The 18,669-nt window shown below is 50.9% G+C and carries 17 protein-coding genes; 4 read left to right on the top strand and 13 right to left on the bottom strand.

All coding sequences use genetic code 11. The features are described from left to right. The first annotated feature begins 161 nt into the window (after nucleotides 1-161). Complete coding sequence (locus tag JZI27_RS07260) at nucleotides 162-1,487, top strand: amidohydrolase (RefSeq protein ID WP_280207163.1); 1,326 nt, start codon at nucleotides 162-164, stop codon at nucleotides 1,485-1,487. Between the two features lie 68 nt (nucleotides 1,488-1,555). Here the strand turns inward: JZI27_RS07260 and JZI27_RS07265 are convergent, their stop codons facing one another. From JZI27_RS07265 to JZI27_RS07325, 13 genes are all read right to left on the bottom strand, one after another. Then, nucleotides 1,556-2,395 (bottom strand): M55 family metallopeptidase, encoded by an 840-nt coding sequence (locus tag JZI27_RS07265; RefSeq protein WP_280207164.1) that lies wholly within the window; start codon nucleotides 2,393-2,395, stop codon nucleotides 1,556-1,558. A gap of 25 nt (nucleotides 2,396-2,420) precedes the next feature. Then, complete coding sequence (locus tag JZI27_RS07270) at nucleotides 2,421-3,830, bottom strand: serine hydrolase domain-containing protein (protein WP_280207165.1); 1,410 nt, start codon at nucleotides 3,828-3,830, stop codon at nucleotides 2,421-2,423. Nucleotides 3,831-3,876: 46 nt separating this feature from the next. Then, on the bottom strand, nucleotides 3,877-5,298 hold the full coding sequence (locus JZI27_RS07275; RefSeq protein WP_280207166.1) for a serine hydrolase: 1,422 nt from the start codon (nucleotides 5,296-5,298) through the stop codon (nucleotides 3,877-3,879). A gap of 1 nt (nucleotide 5,299) precedes the next feature. Beyond that, on the bottom strand, nucleotides 5,300-6,130 hold the full coding sequence (locus tag JZI27_RS07280) for a GNAT family N-acetyltransferase (protein ID WP_280207167.1): 831 nt from the start codon (nucleotides 6,128-6,130) through the stop codon (nucleotides 5,300-5,302). Nucleotides 6,131-6,148: 18 nt separating this feature from the next. Continuing rightward, complete coding sequence (gene menC / locus JZI27_RS07285; protein WP_280207168.1) at nucleotides 6,149-7,276, bottom strand: o-succinylbenzoate synthase; 1,128 nt, start codon at nucleotides 7,274-7,276, stop codon at nucleotides 6,149-6,151. After that, on the bottom strand, nucleotides 7,276-8,268 hold the full coding sequence (locus JZI27_RS07290) for an ABC transporter ATP-binding protein (RefSeq protein WP_280207169.1): 993 nt from the start codon (nucleotides 8,266-8,268) through the stop codon (nucleotides 7,276-7,278). The genes menC and JZI27_RS07290 overlap by 1 nt, the downstream gene beginning before the upstream one ends. Beyond that, nucleotides 8,265-9,251, bottom strand: a complete 987-nt coding sequence (locus JZI27_RS07295) for an ABC transporter ATP-binding protein (protein ID WP_280207170.1) — start codon at nucleotides 9,249-9,251, stop codon at nucleotides 8,265-8,267. The genes JZI27_RS07290 and JZI27_RS07295 overlap by 4 nt, the downstream gene beginning before the upstream one ends. Before the next feature lie 28 nt (nucleotides 9,252-9,279). After that, a complete protein-coding gene (locus JZI27_RS07300; RefSeq protein ID WP_280207171.1) occupies nucleotides 9,280-10,167 on the bottom strand; it encodes a class A beta-lactamase-related serine hydrolase in 888 nt (295 codons plus the stop codon). A 29-nt stretch (nucleotides 10,168-10,196) separates the two neighbouring features. Next, complete coding sequence (locus tag JZI27_RS07305) at nucleotides 10,197-11,111, bottom strand: ABC transporter permease (protein ID WP_251243107.1); 915 nt, start codon at nucleotides 11,109-11,111, stop codon at nucleotides 10,197-10,199. Between the two features lie 16 nt (nucleotides 11,112-11,127). Beyond that, a complete protein-coding gene (locus tag JZI27_RS07310; protein WP_280207172.1) occupies nucleotides 11,128-12,048 on the bottom strand; it encodes an ABC transporter permease in 921 nt (306 codons plus the stop codon). A gap of 46 nt (nucleotides 12,049-12,094) precedes the next feature. Continuing rightward, the gene (locus JZI27_RS07315; protein ID WP_280207173.1) at nucleotides 12,095-13,732 is read right to left on the bottom strand and encodes an ABC transporter substrate-binding protein; all 1,638 of its coding nucleotides are present in this window, start codon (nucleotides 13,730-13,732) and stop codon (nucleotides 12,095-12,097) included. A 30-nt stretch (nucleotides 13,733-13,762) separates the two neighbouring features. Continuing rightward, entirely contained in the window at nucleotides 13,763-14,632 is an 870-nt protein-coding gene (locus JZI27_RS07320) for a MurR/RpiR family transcriptional regulator (protein WP_280207174.1), read from the bottom strand. Nucleotides 14,633-14,695: 63 nt separating this feature from the next. Further along, a complete protein-coding gene (locus JZI27_RS07325; protein ID WP_122907839.1) occupies nucleotides 14,696-16,162 on the bottom strand; it encodes a M81 family metallopeptidase in 1,467 nt (488 codons plus the stop codon). 303 nt (nucleotides 16,163-16,465) lie between these two features. On the opposite strand from JZI27_RS07325, the gene JZI27_RS07330 reads away from it, so the two are divergent. The 3 genes from JZI27_RS07330 to JZI27_RS07340 all read left to right on the top strand — a co-directional run bounded on the left by JZI27_RS07330 (nucleotide 16,466) and on the right by JZI27_RS07340 (nucleotide 18,604). Then, nucleotides 16,466-16,750: a hypothetical protein gene (locus JZI27_RS07330; protein WP_280207175.1), complete on the top strand. Its 285-nt coding sequence runs from the start codon at nucleotides 16,466-16,468 to the stop codon at nucleotides 16,748-16,750. Between the two features lie 24 nt (nucleotides 16,751-16,774). Further along, nucleotides 16,775-17,287 carry a hypothetical protein gene (locus tag JZI27_RS07335; protein ID WP_280207176.1) on the top strand — a complete coding sequence of 171 codons (513 nt, stop codon included), beginning with the start codon at nucleotides 16,775-16,777 and terminating at the stop codon, nucleotides 17,285-17,287. 165 nt (nucleotides 17,288-17,452) lie between these two features. Next, nucleotides 17,453-18,604 carry a hypothetical protein gene (locus tag JZI27_RS07340; RefSeq protein ID WP_280207177.1) on the top strand — a complete coding sequence of 384 codons (1,152 nt, stop codon included), beginning with the start codon at nucleotides 17,453-17,455 and terminating at the stop codon, nucleotides 18,602-18,604. The last annotated feature ends 65 nt before the right edge of the window (nucleotides 18,605-18,669 follow it).

The following is an 18,669-nucleotide window of genomic DNA, read 5'->3' on the forward strand; positions in this document are numbered from 1 at the left end:
AAATTTTCCACCTATGTCAATTGCTGATTAGACTCTTTTCAAAATCAACTAGAGGATTTCATTCGCACACAGCGAATTAGTACTTCCATTTAAGGACTTTTTCCTAAATTTATCGCAATGGATATCCTTTGAGATGAAACTGGATCGGAGTTGAATCGAACATGAAAACGCATTGGCTGGATGACGTCGACCTCCTCTACCCTACCTTGGTAGAATGGCGAAGAGATTTTCACAAATACGCTGAGTCCGGTTGGGTTGAATATCGGACTGCAGCCAAAGTCGCTGGCCTCCTGTCCGACTGGGGATATGAGGTCAAAGCCGGAAAAGAAGTGATCCACAAGCATGCGCGTATGGGCGTTCCTCCACTAGCTTTCTTGCAGGAGCAGGAAAAGCGGGCGTTGGAGCAAGGTGCAGATCCCAAGTGGGTCGCACGTTTCCAAGGTGGCTTTACCGGGGTCACAGGGATTCTTGAAACAGGCAGGCCTGGTCCTACAGTCGCTTTTCGCTTTGACATGGACGCATTGGACCTCGAAGAATCAAGCAATGAGCAGCACCTGCCGGAAGCAACCGGCTTTCGATCGATTAATTCCGGCATGATGCAAGCCTGTGGGTACGATGCCCACACCACGATCGGACTCGGCTTGGCCCGCATCCTCATGCAGCTGCGCGAGCATTTGAACGGCAGAGTGATGCTTATCTTCCAACCCGCAGAAGAAGGCGTACGTGGCGCCAAATCGATGGTCGAGGCAGGAGTTGTTGACCATGTCGACCTCTTTTTTGCCTGCCACATCGGAACTGGCCCTTCCTTGGGAGAAGTCGTTTGTGGTGCAAATGGCTTCCTCTCGACGACCAAGCTCGACGTCACCTACCGTGGGGTCGCCGCCCACGCTGGCGCCAGACCGGAGGAAGGAAAGAACGCTCTGCTGGCTGCCGCGGCCGCGGCCCTGCATCTTCACGGAATTTCCCGGCACAGCGGTGGCGCATCCCGCATCAATGTCGGTGTCTTGACTGCAGGCAGCGGCAGAAACATCATCCCCGACTCAGCTACCCTCAAACTGGAAACGCGAGGGGAGACTTCAACGATCAATGCCTACATGGTTGAGCAGGCCATGAACGTCATCAGAGGCACCGCAGTCATGTACGGCGTGGAAGAAACGGTCCTCGTACAAGGTGGCGCCCAAAGTGCCGAACCGAGTGAAGCGCTGATCCCCTATATCCGAAATCAGGCCCAGCAGGTGCCAGGTGTCAAGCGAATCATCGATCTCCAATCCGCTCTCGGTTCTGAAGATGCTACGTTCATGATGGAACGCGTCCAGCAGCAAGGCGGTCTGGCTTCCTACCTGATTTTTGGCACAACTCTCGCAGCTGGTCATCATCATGAGAGGTTCGACATCGACGAGGATGTCATGAAAATCGCTGTAAAGACACTCGTTCACTGTGCATTACATACAGACCAGCTCACCCCTATCCTGCATGCGAAACCGTGAAAATTTGGCAAAAAAGGTGCTGCCCTCGATAAACCTTGGGACAGCACCTTTTGTTTACACTTCTTTCGTTACGTACCTGTAATCATGCGATTTACCTGACCTGTAAGCAACAACATCGCCTGCACGACGGGCATGATGCTGGCCATATCATCGGACTGGTAGCGCACCGTACGTCCATCAATCAGCTCTACTCCCGGCATCCAGCTAACCGCTGTGGCAAACTGCGACTTCGTAAATTCGATTTCAATCGTATTGACCTTTGGCAGTTCAATCGGCTTGACCTTGCTTCTGTTGAGCAGCGCCTCTTCTGCCGTCTGGCGTATCAGCTCTCGCGCCCGCTGCGGATGCATAGCGAGAGAGGATAGTCCGGTAATGCCCGATTTGACTGCGACTGTATGGACGCCCGGGATATCAGCCTCTACTTCCTGCGCCGTCTGCGAATCGCCCGTAACCAAGACGACTGGCACGTTGAAGGCTCCTGCGATCGCGGCATTCAACCCTGCTTCCCCCACTTCTTTTCCGTTCAGGACCAGGCGATGGATGGCAACACCGGACAATGTGTGGTTGAGCACAGCCTCACCCAAGCCTGCCCTTCCGTGATAGCCGATGAAAAATGCTGCGTCACATGTGTCATCGATGCCTTGCATCATGCAGAGTGGCTTGAAAAAGCCACGGATCACGTCAGCCGCAGGGTGCAGCTCCTCCAAGAGCAGATTGTTCATCGGACCATGCGATTCATTCACGATGATCTGCGTAGCCCCTGCTTCCAAAGCCCCCTCGATCGCCGCGTTTACATCCTGTGTCAAAAGACGCCGACCTGCCTCATAATGGCGTCGACCCGGAATGACATCCTCCCACTCACTAATGCCCGAGATGCCCTCCATATCCAATGAAATAAATACTTTCATGAACCATCCGTCCTCTCACTTCTGATCATGATTCCACTTTGGGCAGTTGGCGCGAACCCAGGGCAAAGCGCTTGATCTCACCGTCTTGATTTCGTACAAAACGGACGAGCGTATCGATCTCTCGACGAGTAAAGAGGAATGCATCCTCCCCAATCGAACGTAGCGGCAACGTTTCTTTTCCCATCTGGATGTGCAGCTGACCTGCTTCCTCATCCAGCTGGATCGTCACTTCATCGCCTTCCCCCGATTTGAACGCCCCAGCGTAAGATTTCATCCTGGCAAGTGGAACCTCGTAATCGGCAAAGGTCGCAAATGGCGTCTTTAACGGGCGATCGAAGAGGCTGTTCAACAGGCCCAGAGTCAGCTCCGTAATCGGGGCATCATCCACGTTGGTCAATAGGATGCCTGTCAGACCTGCCTCAGGCAAAATCAGCATGTGCGCTGTAATGCCCTTCAACCCCCCCGTGTGCTGGATGAGCGTCACTCCTTCCGCAAAAGAGAGCATGCCTAGACCGTATCCATAGCTGCGCAGGGCATCCACTTTGGCATGGGGCGAAACCATTTGCGTCACGCTTTCTGGCGTAAGGAGTTTTGTCCCTCCTGTCCGGTATAGCTCTGCGTATCGGAGCATGTCACGCGCGGATGCCTTGAGAAAACCAGCCGCCCGCATGGAGGGTGAATCCCACCAGATCGGAGCCCGGTACACTTCCTTTACGCCGTCTTTCTCTCTCGTCGAGTACAGGACGGAGTGATTGTCATCATGCAGCTCCTCTACGAAAAAGACCGAGCGCTCCATGCCGAGCGGCTGCAGAATATGATCCTTCACATAATCCTCGTAGGATTTGCCGCTTACACGCTCGATGATCGCACCCAACAGTCCAAAGGCGTCGTTCGAATAGCTGAATTCGGTCCCAGGTGGCCCCAGCAATTCGATGGGTTGATCCCCGATGTAAGCCATCAATTGCTCAAAGGTGTCGATCGGCTCTTTTCCCGCAAACTCCGGATGCTTCAAAAGCTCTTCTGCAGCCGGATCGTCTTGCATACTGCGCAGCATGGCCGGGATGAGCGACGACAGCGGCGGGAGGCCCGGTGTATGGGTCATGAAATGGTGAATCGTGACCTTTCGCGTATGTTCTTCATCCGGTGTACGAAACTCCGGCAGGTAGGTCACTACTGGATCGTGGACGGACAGCTTTCCTTCCTCTTGCAGCTGCATGATCGCGACGCAAGTGAACGATTTTGTAATCGAACCAATGCCAAATACGGTATCCAGATCAGGCGGCAATTGCGCTTCGCGGTCGCGGTAGCCAAATCCCTTTTCATAGATCAGCTCTCCGTCTTTGGCGACAGCGACGACGGCACCCGGCACTTTCAGCTCATCGAGCAGCTCCTGGGCAAACGTCTCAAATGTTTGCTCCCACGCCTTGGTCTTCATTTCGTGCCTCCTTTTTGATTAAAAAAGTCTCTGCGAAATGCGGTCGTCAAGCAAGCTGGTCCTGATCGCTTTGCTTGATGAGCTGACGGAAATGGAAGGAAACCCGGCTGACATCGCCTGTCTCCGCGCGAATAAAACGGATATACTTCTCCAGTCCCGTACCCATTTTAAAGACAAAGCTGTCTTCCTTTACAGGCCGCAACGAGAACGTCATGCCTTGCAGTTGCATTTCCAAGCCCGCTTCGTTCAAGGAGACCTGGACTTTTTCACCCTCGCCGGACTTATACTCGCCGATAAATTCATTCAGGGCATCTGCTGACACCGGATAATCAGGATAGAGCACGATCGGTTCTTCCACCGGAAGAGCTTGTGCCGTATTCAAGGTCGCTGCCAACAGCTCTGTAGATGGCGAACCATCCAGGTTGGTGAGAATGACACAGGTGATCCCCTGCTCGGGTACGATACAAAGCTGTGCCGCCACTCCTTTAATCGCGCCTCCATGCTCGATCAAAGTCCCGCCGCGGAAATCCGGTGTGACCATAAAGCCGTAACCGTAGTGACGTGTTGGCTCCAAACCCGCATAGTTGCCAATCATCTGACGGACGCTGTCCTCGGACAAAATTCGTCGCTCTCCCACCAAACCGCCCGTACGGAAGATTTCACCGTAAGCGAGCATATCGCGTCCCGTAGACTTTATGAAGCCGGCTGCACGCATCGACGGCGCATCCCACCAGAGCGGAGCTGCGAACACTTCCTTGCCTTCTTCTCCCTTTTTACTGGTGTACAGGGTCGTAATGTTGTCATAATCACCCAAATCTTCGATCAAAAAAACAGTGTGCTTCATCCCCGCTGGCTCCAGGATATGCTCCTGTATATAGCTTTCATACGTTTGTCCGCTGACGCGCTCGATGATGGCACCGAGCAGGGCGTAGCCATCATTGCTGTAGCTGAATTCGGTTCCTGGTTCTCCGAGCAGCTCTACGTCCAGACTGGCGATAAAAGCCATCAGTTGTTCGTACGTATCAATCGGTTCATGCGCCGTGAGGTCCACACTGTTGTTCGGATTTTCTTTCACCGCAGGGTCGATCTCCATACTGCGTCTCATCGCATAGTAAAGCGTCGGCAGCGACGGCAAGCCGGATGTATGCGACATCAGATGGGCGATCGTGATTCGCTTCGTCCGCTCTTCATCTTTCGTCCGAAATTCTGGCAAATAGGTGACGACTGCATCGTGAACGGACAGCTTTCCTGCTTCTTGCAGCTGCATAATCCCTACGCAGGTAAAGGATTTCGTAATTGAACCAATGCCAAACACCGTATCCTCCGTCACTTCTGCCTGCTGCTCCAGATCGCGAAGCCCAAGCCCTCCAGCGTACTGCATTTCCCCATCCTTTGCGATCCCGATAAACGCTCCAGGCAGCTTCGCGTCTTCCATCAGCTTCCCGGCAAATGCTTCCAATTGTGTCATTTCACATTTCCCCCTCGACGATTTTTTCAAGCACGTACGCATGCACCGGTTCCTCCGTTCTCAGCAAACCGATGATCGTATAGCCTAGCGTAAAAGCCGACTTGCACATATTGCGCAAAGCAAGACGCCATTCCAGTGCGACATCGAGATGTTCCTGCTTGATGGAATGAATCGCCGCCGGGACGGATAACAAGATGCCGGAATGCTCGCCAAGCCCTTCCCTAATGAGCGGGCGAGGCTGTTTTTGTTCGTCGTATTCCCAATCGATCAGTCTGGGATAGCTCCTCCAGGCGCTTTCTTCGTGCTGCCTTCCTTCGATTCCCATAACGGCTCGCTTGGAATCCAGCTCCCACTCCAGCAAAAAGCGGTCTGACGGCAATCCTTTGTTGATGCCGTCGCGCATTTCCCCGTAGTAAGACTCCATGTAATGCCGCACCTTGCCCCCCAGCTTGCTCAGGTTGAGATAGGCGTTGCGAGCCTCCAGAGGATCATACGTCCAGGTGATCGTCTCGTACCCATAGTCCAGAGCCCATTCCCGCTGCAGAAGCTTGAGTCTTCTGCCGATGCCCCAATCTCTGTAGGCAGGCAGGATTCCCAACATGTGTGAGCAAAGATGTGACTTCCCTTGCTTGAAGCCAGAAAAACCATAGCAAAATCCAACTGGCACATCCCCGTGATAGGCAGCGATGACGACTCCTCCGTTGTGAGACGCAGCCAACAGCTGGGCGACAGGAATCACGCTGCTTTCGCCCCATATTTGTCGTTGAAGGTCCTCGATTTCGTTCATCCGAGTCGCGGATGTGACGATCGCGTATTCCAATTCCGGCTTCATCTGTCTTTCACCTCAAAATCATGATGTCACGTCTGCCATGGTGTAGCTTTTTTCCTCGACCTGCAGTGCATGGACTACGCGCCAATTGATGTCATAGCCTATTCCCGGACCTTCCGGAACGCCCAGGATGCCGGGCTTGAGGAAGTTCACCTCGGGAACGACAATATCCTCTGCCCAATAACGGCTGGACGCAGACGTATCGCCAGGAATCGTAAAGTTGGACAGAGAAGTTATCGCGATATTGTGCGCTCGGCCTACTCCACTCTCCATCATGCCGCCACACCAGACAGGTACCTGATGGGCTTCACATAGATCATGGATTTTCTTGGACTCCGTGAGTCCCCCGACACGACCGATCTTGATGTTGATGATTTTGCAGCTACCCAGCTCAATCGCTCGTCTGGCATCCTCTGCTGAATGGATACTCTCATCCAGGCAAATTGGCGTTTTCAACTGTTTTTGTAATACAGCGTGATCGACAATATCGTCGTGAGCAAGCGGTTGTTCAATCATGATCAGATTGTACTGGTCCAGCTCCTTCATCACGTCGATCTGGTCGAGAGTGTATGCCGAATTGGCATCCGCCATCAGCGGCAGTGAATCCCCAAAACGTTTTCGCAGGGCATCGATCAAAGCAATATCAAAGCCAGGCTTGATTTTCACCTTGATCTTCTTGTAGCCATCTGCCACAAATCCCTCAACCTTTTTCACCACATCCTCCACGGATGGCTCGATCCCTACACTTACCCCTACATCGATTTCCTTGCGTTTTCCTCCAAGCGCCTGGGCAAGCGAAATGCCCTTTTGCTTGGCGTACAAATCCCAAACGGCTCCTTCGATCGCCGATTTTGCCATGCTGTTGCGGCGAATAGGCTCAAACAGACGGCTCACATCCTCCGGAGCCTCAATCTTATTCGTCAGCACCATCGGAATCATGAAGGTTTCCAGCATGTAGTGGATCGTATCCGTTGTCTCTTCATTGTAGAAGGGAAAAGGCATCGCTACGCTTTCCCCATATCCTGTCTCCCCTTCGCCATGCGCGCTGATCAGCAGGAAATCACGCTTTGCCAGTACGCCAAAGCTGGCCTCGAACGGATTTTTAAGCGGCAGATGCAGTCGTCTTACCTCGATTTTCTCGATCTTCATCAATGATCGCTCCTTTCAGGTGACCCGTAGAGATGGCAAGCAACGGCATGATTTCGTTCGATTGCAAGCTCCTGGGGCCGTACTCGTTTGCAAATCTCCATAGCCTGACTGCATCTGGGGTGGAAGGCACAGCCTACCGGCGGATTAGCCGGACTTGGCACGTCTCCGCCCAGTACGATCCTGTCTTTTTTCTGATTGGGATTAGGGATCGGAACTGCGGACATCAAGGCTTGCGTGTAAGGGTGCAACGGCTGCTGAAAGAGCCGCTTCTTGTCTGCGATCTCGACGATTCTTCCCAAATACATGACGGCAATGCGATCGCTAATATGCTTGATCACACCCAGGTCATGCGAGATAAACAGGTACGTCAACCCCAAATCATCCTGCAAATCCTGCATCAGATTTAAGATTTGTGCTTGAATAGAGACATCCAGCGCGGATACTGGCTCATCAGCTACGATGAGCTTTGGCTTCACGGCAATAGCGCGAGCAATTCCGATGCGCTGCCTTTGTCCTCCGCTAAATTCGTGCGGATAGCGATCCGCGTGATTGGGATTCAATCCAACCAGCTGCAGGAGCGCCAGTACTCGTTCTCTCATCTCATTGGTTTCCTCTTGTCTGGCTCCAACAGAAAGAGCTTCCGCCAATATCGTCGCAATGGTCAGTCGCGGGTTGAGCGAAGCATACGGGTCCTGAAAAATGATCTGCATCTGATTGCGCATGCTCCGAAGTTTTGCATGCGGCATGGAAATCAGCTCTTCTCCGCCGAATCGGACTGAGCCGGAACTTGGGCGAACCAGCTGCAAAATACTGCGTCCCGTCGTCGATTTGCCGCATCCGCTCTCCCCGACAATTCCCAAGGTCTCCCCCTGCCTCAATTGAAAGGAGACGCCATCCACGGCTTTGATATCGCCTGTTTTTTGTCCAAACAAACCTTTCTTCAGCGGAAAGTAGGTTTTGAGATCTTCTACGACCAGCAGATTTTCGCTCATATGGCCACCTCCTCGTCCGCATACATCCAGCACCGCACGGCATGCTTGCCAGTACGGACCACGGGCGGCTTTTCCTGCGCGCACCTTTCGATAGCTTGCGGGCAGCGGGAGAGAAACGGACAGCCTTCGTGCACTTCTCCCAGGATCGGCACATTGCCTTCGATTGGGGTCAATCTCCTGTTCTCCCTCTCCAAGCTCGGAATCGACTGAAGCAGTCCCACCGTATAAGGATGCTTGGGAGAAGCAAAGAGCGTTTGTACATCCGCCTCTTCGACGATTTCACCGTAGTACATCACCATGACACGATCAGCCATCTCCGCCACGACCCCTAGATCATGCGTGATCAGCAGAATGGCCGTGTTCACCTTTTGCTTCAGGTCATTCATCAGGTCGAGAATTTGCGCCTGAATCGTCACATCCAAAGCCGTGGTCGGCTCATCCGCAATCAGTAGATCAGGCTGACAGGCCATCGCCATCGCGATCATGACGCGCTGCTTCATCCCGCCCGAAAGCTGGTGGGGAAAGTCCTTGACGATCTTCTCCGCACGAGGAATCCCCACTTTCCTGAGCACGTCGATCGTGTGATTGCGCCTTTCCTGCTTGGTAGCATCCGTGTGCAGCCGAAATACCTCATCGATCTGCCTTCCGATTGAATGGACTGGATTCAGCGAGGTCATGGGCTCCTGGAAAATCATGGAGATATCACAACCGCGTATGGCTCGCATCTCACGCTCGTGAAGTTGGTTCAGGACCTTGTCCTTGAAACGGATTGTCCCGTCAATCTTTCCTAGCTTTTTCGCGATGAGTCCCATGATCGACAGAGAGGTCAAGCTTTTGCCACAGCCTGATTCACCGACCAGCGCTACGGTTTCTCCCGCCTCAATCTGAAAGCTGACTTGATTGACCGCCGTAAACGTACCTCGTTCCGTTTTCAGATTCACAGAGAGCCGATCAATATCCAACACTGTCTTTTTTTCCTTCATCGTGCAGCCCCCTATCCTTGCAATTCCATTACTCGTTTACGAAATGTTCATAGGCGGTTTGGGCCAGCCGGGCAATCATGCGCTCCCCTTCTTTGGTGGATGCATGGCCAAAAGACAAAGCCGTGATGGTAAATGCTCCTTTTTCCTCGGGAAGGTAGACGATACCGACATCATTCACCACATGGCCGACCGTACCAGACTTGCTGGCTACTACAGTCTGATCCGGCAGCAGGTACGGGATGCGATTGCGCAGCTGCTGCCTTTTCATGATGTCGAGAATGCCGTCACTTGCCGCTTGTGAGGAAAGCTGTCCTGTGCCAATCCATTCGAGCAGCTGGTTCATGTCAGCAGGTGTGGTGACGTTGTTTTCCGGTGTTGGTTGAAAAATGACGCTGTCCGAATCGAAGCCGGATGTCTTAAAGGCTTCGGTCACCTTATGAAAGCCTTCAGCCCCTTTTTTCTCACTGCCCATTCCGGCTCCCACGCTGAGCAGCTCCCAGCAGCTCTGCTTGATCGAGATATTTTGCAGGCCCAGCTCTTTCATGTAGGCGTCGACACGTTCGGCACCAATCAACTCCAGAATCTTGTCTGTGGCCAGATTGTCACTGACGATAATCATCAGCGTGGCCAGATCCCTCAGCGCTACGTCCGCTCCAGGAAGAAATTCCTTCAGTACGCCAGAGCCAGGAACCAAATCATCCTCCGTCAAGCGAAAACGCTGTTCCAAGCTACATGTTCCCTCGTCAATATCACGAAAAAGTGTCGCCAGAATCGGCACCTTAAAGGTACTTGCCATTTGAAAGTATTGCTCCGGACGAACCCTTGCCTCTTCTCCTGTCACCAAGTGCTTGACAACCACCCCGAAGGTTGCTGAACTTTCTGACAACACATATTCCAGCTTTTCCTGCAAGCTCATATCGTCATTCCTCTCCTTTACCCGTTCCGTTATTTTGGATCAAGAGCATCGCGCAGCCCGTCACCCAACAAATTGAAACCCAGCACGACCAACATGATCGCCAAGCCAGGGAATATGGACATCCACCACGCCTGCCCCAAAAATGCCTTTCCGACGTACACCATCGCACCCCACTCCGGTATCGGCGGCTGCGCACCCAATCCGAGAAAGCTAAGTGCCGCTGCGGCCAATATACTGGTCCCGAATTGCAGGGTCATCAAGACGATGATCGGCGATAGAATATTCGGCAGGATATGCTTGGTCAAAATGACGATATCGCGTATTCCCAGTGCCTTCACAGCTTCGATGTACTCTTTTTCACGAATGGAGAGGACCGAAGCGCGTACCACCCTGACATAGGAAGGAATGACCGCGATGACGATAGCGATCATGGCATTCGTCAGCCCTGGACCGAGCACCGCAATGATGGCAATCGCCAGCAGCAAGGCCGGAAGGGCCAGCATAATGTCCATCACCTGCATGATATAGAGCTCCACTTTGCGGTAATAGCCCGCAATGATCCCGAGTGTCACCCCGATCAAGGAGGCGACCGTGACTGTGATCAGCCCTGTCAAAAGGGAGATTCGGCCGCCGTACAGCAGCCTGGAAAAAATGTCTCGGCCAAAATCATCCGTCCCCAGCAAATGCGCAGCTCCAGGTCCCATCAGTCGATCCTTGAAGTTCATCTGATCGATCGGATGAGGAGCGATCAAGGGCGCACTGGCACATCCAATCGTAAACAGGATTAAGATCATGGCACCGAGCATAGCGGTTTTGTTGCGCACCAGCCGTTTTCCCACCTGTAGCCAATATGATGAAGGAGGAGGCGCTGCCTGATTCTCAACCGCTCGGATCGGAGGAGGCGTCTCATGGGCTACTTCTACCTGGCTCAAGTTTCCACTCATGGCTTCACTCTCCTTCCTACTCGTATTTGATCCGAGGATCAAACAGGGTATACAGCAAATCAACCAGCAAATTCGTCAACGCAAACAACACTGCTGAGAAAAACACAATTCCTTGAATGGTAGGCAGATCCCGCTTGCCTATCGCTTCAATCGCGAGACTTCCCAAGCCCTGCAAGGAGAAAACCGTCTCCGTCACGATAGCTCCTGCAAGCAGGGATCCAAATTCGATCCCGATCAACGTTATCACGGGAATGATCGCGTTTTGCAAGCCATGCATGATAATGACCGACGTCCGGGGCGCTCCTTTGGCTTGCGCGGTGCGCATGTACTCCTGTTTGATCACATCCAGCATGCTGGAGCGCGTCATCCGGGCGATCATCCCCGCCCCACCCAACGCAAGCGTGATCGAAGGCAGAATGAGCGAAAAGAACCCGTCATAACCGGAAATCGGAAAAATGGATAGCTGGTAGGCAAAGATCCAGATCAAAAACAGGGCGATCCAAAAGCCTGGTGCCGAAATCCCCAGAAGAGAGAAAAATACTACCAACCGATCCACCCACGTATTCTGCTTCACCGCAGCGACCATCCCAACCACAACACCGATCACAGTCGCCAGAATGATGCTGTACAAAGCCAACTGCATGGTGATCGGAAAGCGATCCTCGATCTCCTGCCACACCGTGTAGCCTGTGATGTAGGACGTCCCCAGATCCCCCTGCAGAAGCTTGGCGACAAAGCTGAAATAGCGGGCGTACCACGGTTTATCCAGTCCCAGCTGGGCATTCATAGCAGCGATGGCTTCTTCCGTAGGGTAATCCCCGAGCAGATACTGCACGGGGTCCCCCGGAATCAGATTCACCAGCAGAAAGATGAGGATGGTGACGCCTAAAAGCGTTCCCAAGAGCGAGAGCAATCTTCGAAAAAGATATCGGTGCAAAAAGCCTCATCTCCCTTTTTCTCGTCATGTTTGATAGCAGGAATCCTTATTTGGTGAGCTTGATGTCACCGAACAGGATATCACCCGTGAATGGATTCAGCTTGTAGCCTTCAATATCACGCGTGGCTGTTACGGTTTCACTCACGTACAGAGGAACCCATGGCGGATCGTTTACCAGGATTTCCATTGCTTCCTCGTAGACTTTCATTCGCTCTTCCTCTTTCAAGGTCGTGCGTCCTTTAGCCAAAAGTTCATCTACCTTCGGATTGGAGTAATGGACACGCTTGGAATTGTTTGTCTCCATCAGCAAATAAAGAATGTCCGGATCGTTCAAGCCGAAGTACAGAAGGAATAATTCATGATTCCCTTTAATGGCCCGATCCTTTACGGAAGCTGTATCTGTCACGGCGATCTTGATATCCAGGCCGATTTCTTTCAGCTGGTTTTGCAGGATTTGCGCTACACGCTGCAAGGCGGGATCTTCTGACAAGAGCAGCTCCAGCGAGAAAGGCTTGCCGTCTTTCTCTGCAATGCCGTCTCCGTTACTGTCGGTATAGCCAGCCTCCGCGAGCAGCTGCTTCGCTTTTTCGACGTTGTAGGCATACTTTTCCTTCGCCATGTTTTCGATTCTCTCGCTGTGGCCCGGAATGGTTGGGGGCAGCGGACCGTAGATCGGCTTGGCAAAGCCAGACAACGCGTATTGTACGATCGGCTCTCGATCTACTGCCATTGCGATCGCTTGCTTCACTCGTACATCCTTGAAAATATCCTTCTGGTTGTTGAAGCCCAAATACTTCATGCCCTGTTCCATGCTAGTCTCGATTTTGACACCAGGCACGTTTTGCAATTCCTGGATGTAGGTGCTCGGCACCTCCTGCAAAATGTGGATGGTCCCTTTCTTGAATTCGAGAATACGGGTATCGTCATCTTTCAGGAAACGGAATACCAGTTTGTCAACATAAGGTGCTCCCTGATTATCCGCGTAGACCTGGCCCCATTTATAATCCGGGTTTTTTACATACGTCAGAGACGCGCCACGCTTGATCTCCGGATTCATGAAAGGCCCCGTCGCCAGCGGTGCTTCTCCGAACTGCTCACCTTTTTCTTTCAGACGCTCGGGATCCAGAGGTGTTATAAAGGTACCGAGAAGCATGTTGGCAAAAGGAGCAAACGGCTCTTTAAAGTAGACCTTGACCGTATGTTGATCCGTCGCTTCGACCTTCTCAATGGGTCCTGCCAGGTCTTTGACGGGCGAGATCTGGGCGAAGCGCTCAATCGATACCTTGGCCGCTTCCGCTGTCATCGGCGCACCGGAATGGAAGACAACATCCTTGCGCAGCTTCAATGTCCATACTTTGCCGTCTTCCGATACCTCCCAGGACTCCGCCAAATGCGGAACCAATTTCCCTTGCATATCCCGGCTTAAAAATGAATCATACGGTTGGCTGTTGGTTGTATCCAGCCACGTTGTTTTTTGCGGGTCCAATGTATCCGGCTCCACAGGGGCTGCAATGACGAGTGTGCCTCCCTCTTTTGCTTGTGCCTGCTGCTGTGGAGCAGCTGGTGAATCCGTGCCTGTCGGCTGCTGGGTGACACTCGTGTTGGTTGAACATGCGGCAAGCAACAAGGAAATACTGAGTCCAATCGTTGCCAAACTTCTGTTGCGCCTTCTCGATCTCATCATGTCATACGCCCCCTTTGACCTGTTCACTTTTTATTCTTTTTGTTGAAAGAATGGGTAGAACTGCTCGCTGGTCTGGTCATACCGTTTGATTCGTTTTTGTACCTGCTCCCGATCTGCCTGCGACACACCGCTGACGAGCACGTTCAACAGCGTAAAAATAGCAGACATTCCTTTCAAAGTAGCCGGAGAAGGCGTAGAGACTTTGAGCAGTACATCTGCAACAGGACCAAGCGGTGACAAATCATGATCAGTTATGCCTACTATCGTCGCTCCTTTTTCTTTGGCTGCCTTGGAAAAAAACAACGTCTCCTGCAAATAACGGGGAAAGTACAGAACGATGATCAGCCAGTCTTCATTGGCTTCCGATATCAGATAATTGGCATCGTCCACTTGCCCTCTGTAGAGATGCGTATCTCCCCTGACAATATTTAAGGCATAGGCTAGCCAGTAGGCCGGTGCATAACTGGTCCGCCCTCCCAGCACGACGATTTTCTTCGCTTTGATGATAGCCTCAACTGCCTGATCAAACACGCGGCGGTCCAACCCATTCAAGGTTTTTTGGATAAAAGCCAGGTCCTGTTCCATCGTAAATGAGATGACATCCTCGCTATCCTTGTACTCATAAGCAGAGTCGTGGAAAGTTTGCACAATGTTCTCACGAATCACCGGAAACAACAGCGACTGGCGGATCTCGTTTTGCAGTTCGCTATATCCTGAGTAGCCAAGAGAATAACAGAGGCGGATCACGGTAGTCTCACTGGTTCCGGTCATGGACCCGATTGCTTTTGCTGGATGAAGAGCAACTTGATTCGGCTCATCGAGTAGGTATTTTGCTACTAATTTTTGCTGGTTCGTCAATTGTTCGTATGATTTGCGAATTTTCTCCTGCAAGCTCTCCATCGAATCACCTATTCCAATAAATATGGCCTTTCTATTAAAATCGTTTCTTTCTATCAGGTTGGATTAGCGCGTGACAGCATCCAGCGGATAGACGGGCCTGTTCAAGCGTTTGTAGTCAAAGGATTGGAAATTCAGCGTAGTCAGTCCTGGTGAGTCTACCGTAATGATCTGGGCGCTTATCGGTTCAAAGCTAGCACGGAAATGCTGGCTGGACTTCAGCGAAACAATTTTGTACTGTGTGACATCGATGCCGTGTAGAAGGAAAATTTGTTCATCGAGCACCTGTGTTTTCACCGAGCAGACGAGGATATCGACACCGTTGGCCTGCAAGCGTACCGACTTGCCCAGATGGACGGGGGAGCCTTTGCCCATTGGCGAGGAGGTGATGAACGAGCCGTCTGTCAGTGCTTTTACATAGGCCTTGAGCTTGATCGGTTCACCATGCAGCTTATCCGTTTTGCCACCAAGCTCGACCTCGATGGTAGCCCCTACTCCTTTTTCATGAGCAAACGCAGCCACTTCTGGATCGTAGATAAAGCCAAAGCATGCATCTTTCAGATCTGCCGCCAGCATGGCACGAAGCAGGTAGGTTCCATCTCCAGGCGTCCCGCCGCCCGGATTGTCGGAGGTTTCATTGATGACGACAGGGAACGCGTTCGCTGCTTTCGCCAAGGCCAATCCTTCTTCGGGAGACAGGATGTTCAGTGAAAACTCCTCTCGTTTTTCCCAGATCGCATTGGCTACATCTTCTGCCGCTCGCTTTGCCAATTCAGCATCGTTGTTGGTCACGGCTACGACCGTAACGCCTAATTCTGGAATATCCGTGTAGGGAAAACCGTGGAAAAACGCACAGTCCACCACCCCTGGTTCTTTTTCCCATTTGTAGCAGACTTCGTTGATATCTTTTGCTGGGGAGAGATTCGTGGTAGAAGTCGGAACGATCAATGGGAGTTTAGCCCGATACATGCGTGGAACGAGCGAGCCGTTCACCATTTTTTCTGCCAGCTCTACAGCTTCCAGTCCGCGTTCATAGCAATCTGTATGCGGATAGAGATGAACCCCCAGCAGGATGTCAGCCTCTGTGATCATCTCCTCTGTTATATTTCCATGCAGGTCAAGTGTCACGATCAGCGGAATGTCATAGCCTACCTGCTGACGAACGGATTTGATCAGGGCTCCTTCCAGGTCATCGATGCCTTCTGCGACCCCTGCGCCGTGCAGAGACAGGCAGATCGCATCTACCTTGCCAGCTGCAGCGATTCCCGAAAGCAATTCGTCCAGAAGCGCGTCATAGGTTTCTTTGGTGATAGTTCCTGCCGGATACGCACTGGCAGCAAACGCCCCTACGACCTCAATTCCGCGCTGTTCCGCTGCATCGACCATCCCTCCAAGAAAATCGCGAACCCCTCTATGCGCGTTCACGATCTCTTCCCCTCTCGTCCATTCCCACAGTTCAAACAGGTCCCTCGTAGTCGGGACATTCGAAAACGTGTTCGTTTCGTGCATGACCTCCGCAATTACGATTCTCAATGCTCTCTCCCCCTGTTTTTCATAGTCAGAACATCCCTGAAGTCTAAACTTTAAAATGTTATGTTTTTTGAAGTTATAACTCTAGTTGGATTATATGCCCATTAGTGGGATTAATCAATATGAACTTTCTGAAAAATTAAAAAATAATTTTTAAACAATAAAATCGTGTTACGCGTCGAAGCCCGGTCGGCTATTACCTATCAATTACAAAAAAAAAATAGACTGGAACATGATGGCATTTGCTTATACCCTGCCTCGCCAAAAGTCATACATTGGTTAGCAAGGCAAATGGGAGGTGATTGAATGCCAGGGAAAGACAAGAAACACGAAGATCAAAAAAATAAAGATAAAAAAGAAACGCAAGAAGCAAACGCACCGGAGAAAAAGAAGCGCGGTTCAGATGACAAGCAGAAACACGATTCCAATGGCAAAGGCAAGGAACCGGAAAAGAAAGCAGGAAGTAACAAACCTCCCGGAAAAAAAGCCCCCTCTCAAGAAGGCGATGCTGGTAACAAGAAGCACGTAAAGGATGATAGTGGGAAGCCGGACTCCAATGACAAAGCCAAACGTGAGAACAAGAAAAAATAAACTCTTAGGAGGAAGGGATCATATATGGACAAAGCTAGTCTTGATTTGCTTTTGGGCAGATCGATCCGAGTCGACAGAGGCGGCCCGGAGTCAAAAATCGGCAAGCTCATAGCGGCGAAAGGCGATCACTTTGTTGTCTATAATGAAAATGATGGCATGCTGTATTATAAAACGGATCACATTAAAAGCCTGACCTTAGACACTCGTGACAATTCCGACGCACCAGAAGATCCCAATGCGTTCCAACCCTTTATCCCTAAACATATCGATGTCGATAATTTTGCCAGTATTGTAAATGAAATGATGTTTCATTGGGTTCAAATTAACCGTGGCGGCCCGGAAAAAATTGAAGGTGTTCTGGTTGATGCCAATGATTCGCACATTACTGTCATTGCAGGCAATGAAGTGATCAAAATACTGGCGTTCCATATTCGAAATATCAGCTATGGTCAGAAAAAGAAAGACGATCAGGAAAAGGACAAGAACAGCCAAGACAAAAGCAATCAAGATAAAGATAAGAACAAAGATAAAAACTAAGTAGAGACGTGTAACGCAAAAATTGCCGTATATACGGCTCTTTTTGTTCTCACATTCTGCTTCTGCGGATTTTTAATCACCGAAGACACATTCACTATGCACGTTTTTCCTAGTTGCATATAGATGTGGTAGCACTGTCCATCCGTGATGATTGGAGGGAGAAGAATGAAATACACCAATCCTCGTTCCTTCAACTATTTGATCAATAGACTAGTACGTATTCATTGTAGCGGAAAAATATCGCATTCTGGGCGACTGTTAGCTGTCAAAGATGATTATTTGGTACTCCTCACAGATGACAAGCATCTCTACCTTCCACTCCACCAAGTGAAAAGCGTTGCTGTTGACAGCCTAGATAATTTCCCCGTGTATCAGCTTCAGTGCCCGCTAAGTGATTATTTTGACGCAGAGAATTTTCAGCAGCTCCTGCGGAAAATGATTTATCGGACCGTCCTCATTCAAAGCGGACCAGAACGTATACGAGGGGTCCTGGTCGGCTTGCGCGAAGAGGATATAGATCTGATTGACGGATACGAACTTATTAAGGTGGCAACGTATCATATTCATACTCTTTGTCGTGATAGTCATCAAAAAACACAATCATCAACCATTGATTCAAAAGTAGCTACGAGCAAGCCAGAAAAAGCAGCCGAAAACAAAAAAGATAAAGCAATGGAGAGCAAGAAGGAAAAAGCAGTTGATTACGACAAAGGAATAGTCATCGAAAACAAAAAAGATCGAGGGAAGAACGCTAGCGTAGAAAAGGTGGCACCGCCTATCAAACAAACGGATTCCACTTCAAGCAAAGACCAAAAAGCCAGTGCCGTAGATGCAGCCGCGCTCCCCCCAATAACAGTCAGACCCGAACAGGCAGCCCCTATTTCCATACCGCAGGAAAAAGATCATACCCAGAAGTCAAGCTCTATTCCCACATTGAAAAGCCCTGCACCCGAACCTACCAGAATACCTTTTCTTGTAGAGGATCCGGAAGATAGAGCGATCGAATCCCCCTCTCCTACTAAGGAGCCACTGATGACATTCGAATCGAGACTTGACTCAGCATCCCTTCCTCTCCAACGACTTCCCCATCATTCCCCTCCTTCTAACAGCCAGAAAAACCGGCTGCGACAAAACAAGAAAGTCCAGTCCAGGAAAAAACAATGGAAAGTTACGAAAAATAGAAAGAAACAAACAAGTGGCTTTTTAATAACCAAAAAACCTCTTAAAAATAAATGGTACCTGAACGTAAAAATTCGCTCAGGCAGACAGTACGGCAAGATTTGGTTAGCGCCGGTCATTCTATATGGTCGTTCGTAAAAGCAGGTATGAAGGGAGGGGAATCGAATGATCATCAGTTTCTTCCTATTCATTTCTAGCGGTTA

This window comes from Brevibacillus sp. AY1 (assembly GCF_029870785.1).
Taxonomy (GTDB): Bacteria; Bacillota; Bacilli; order Brevibacillales; family Brevibacillaceae; genus Brevibacillus; species Brevibacillus invocatus.

Coding starts and splice junctions, on each gene's coding strand:
- JZI27_RS07290 (WP_280207169.1), bottom strand. CDS start 8,268: ATGAGCGAAAATCTGCTGGTCGTAGAAGATCTCAAAACCTACTTTCCG.
- JZI27_RS07265 (WP_280207164.1), bottom strand. CDS start 2,395: ATGAAAGTATTTATTTCATTGGATATGGAGGGCATCTCGGGCATTAGT.
- JZI27_RS07270 (WP_280207165.1), bottom strand. CDS start 3,830: ATGAAGACCAAGGCGTGGGAGCAAACATTTGAGACGTTTGCCCAGGAG.
- JZI27_RS07335 (WP_280207176.1), top strand. CDS start 16,775: ATGGACAAAGCTAGTCTTGATTTGCTTTTGGGCAGATCGATCCGAGTC.
- JZI27_RS07315 (WP_280207173.1), bottom strand. CDS start 13,732: ATGATGAGATCGAGAAGGCGCAACAGAAGTTTGGCAACGATTGGACTC.
- JZI27_RS07340 (WP_280207177.1), top strand. CDS start 17,453: ATGAAATACACCAATCCTCGTTCCTTCAACTATTTGATCAATAGACTA.
- JZI27_RS07305 (WP_251243107.1), bottom strand. CDS start 11,111: ATGAGTGGAAACTTGAGCCAGGTAGAAGTAGCCCATGAGACGCCTCCT.
- JZI27_RS07320 (WP_280207174.1), bottom strand. CDS start 14,632: ATGGAGAGCTTGCAGGAGAAAATTCGCAAATCATACGAACAATTGACG.
- JZI27_RS07275 (WP_280207166.1), bottom strand. CDS start 5,298: ATGACACAATTGGAAGCATTTGCCGGGAAGCTGATGGAAGACGCGAAG.
- JZI27_RS07295 (WP_280207170.1), bottom strand. CDS start 9,251: ATGAAGGAAAAAAAGACAGTGTTGGATATTGATCGGCTCTCTGTGAAT.
- JZI27_RS07280 (WP_280207167.1), bottom strand. CDS start 6,130: ATGAAGCCGGAATTGGAATACGCGATCGTCACATCCGCGACTCGGATG.
- JZI27_RS07300 (WP_280207171.1), bottom strand. CDS start 10,167: ATGAGCTTGCAGGAAAAGCTGGAATATGTGTTGTCAGAAAGTTCAGCA.
- JZI27_RS07330 (WP_280207175.1), top strand. CDS start 16,466: ATGCCAGGGAAAGACAAGAAACACGAAGATCAAAAAAATAAAGATAAA.
- JZI27_RS07260 (WP_280207163.1), top strand. CDS start 162: ATGAAAACGCATTGGCTGGATGACGTCGACCTCCTCTACCCTACCTTG.
- menC (WP_280207168.1), bottom strand. CDS start 7,276: ATGAAGATCGAGAAAATCGAGGTAAGACGACTGCATCTGCCGCTTAAA.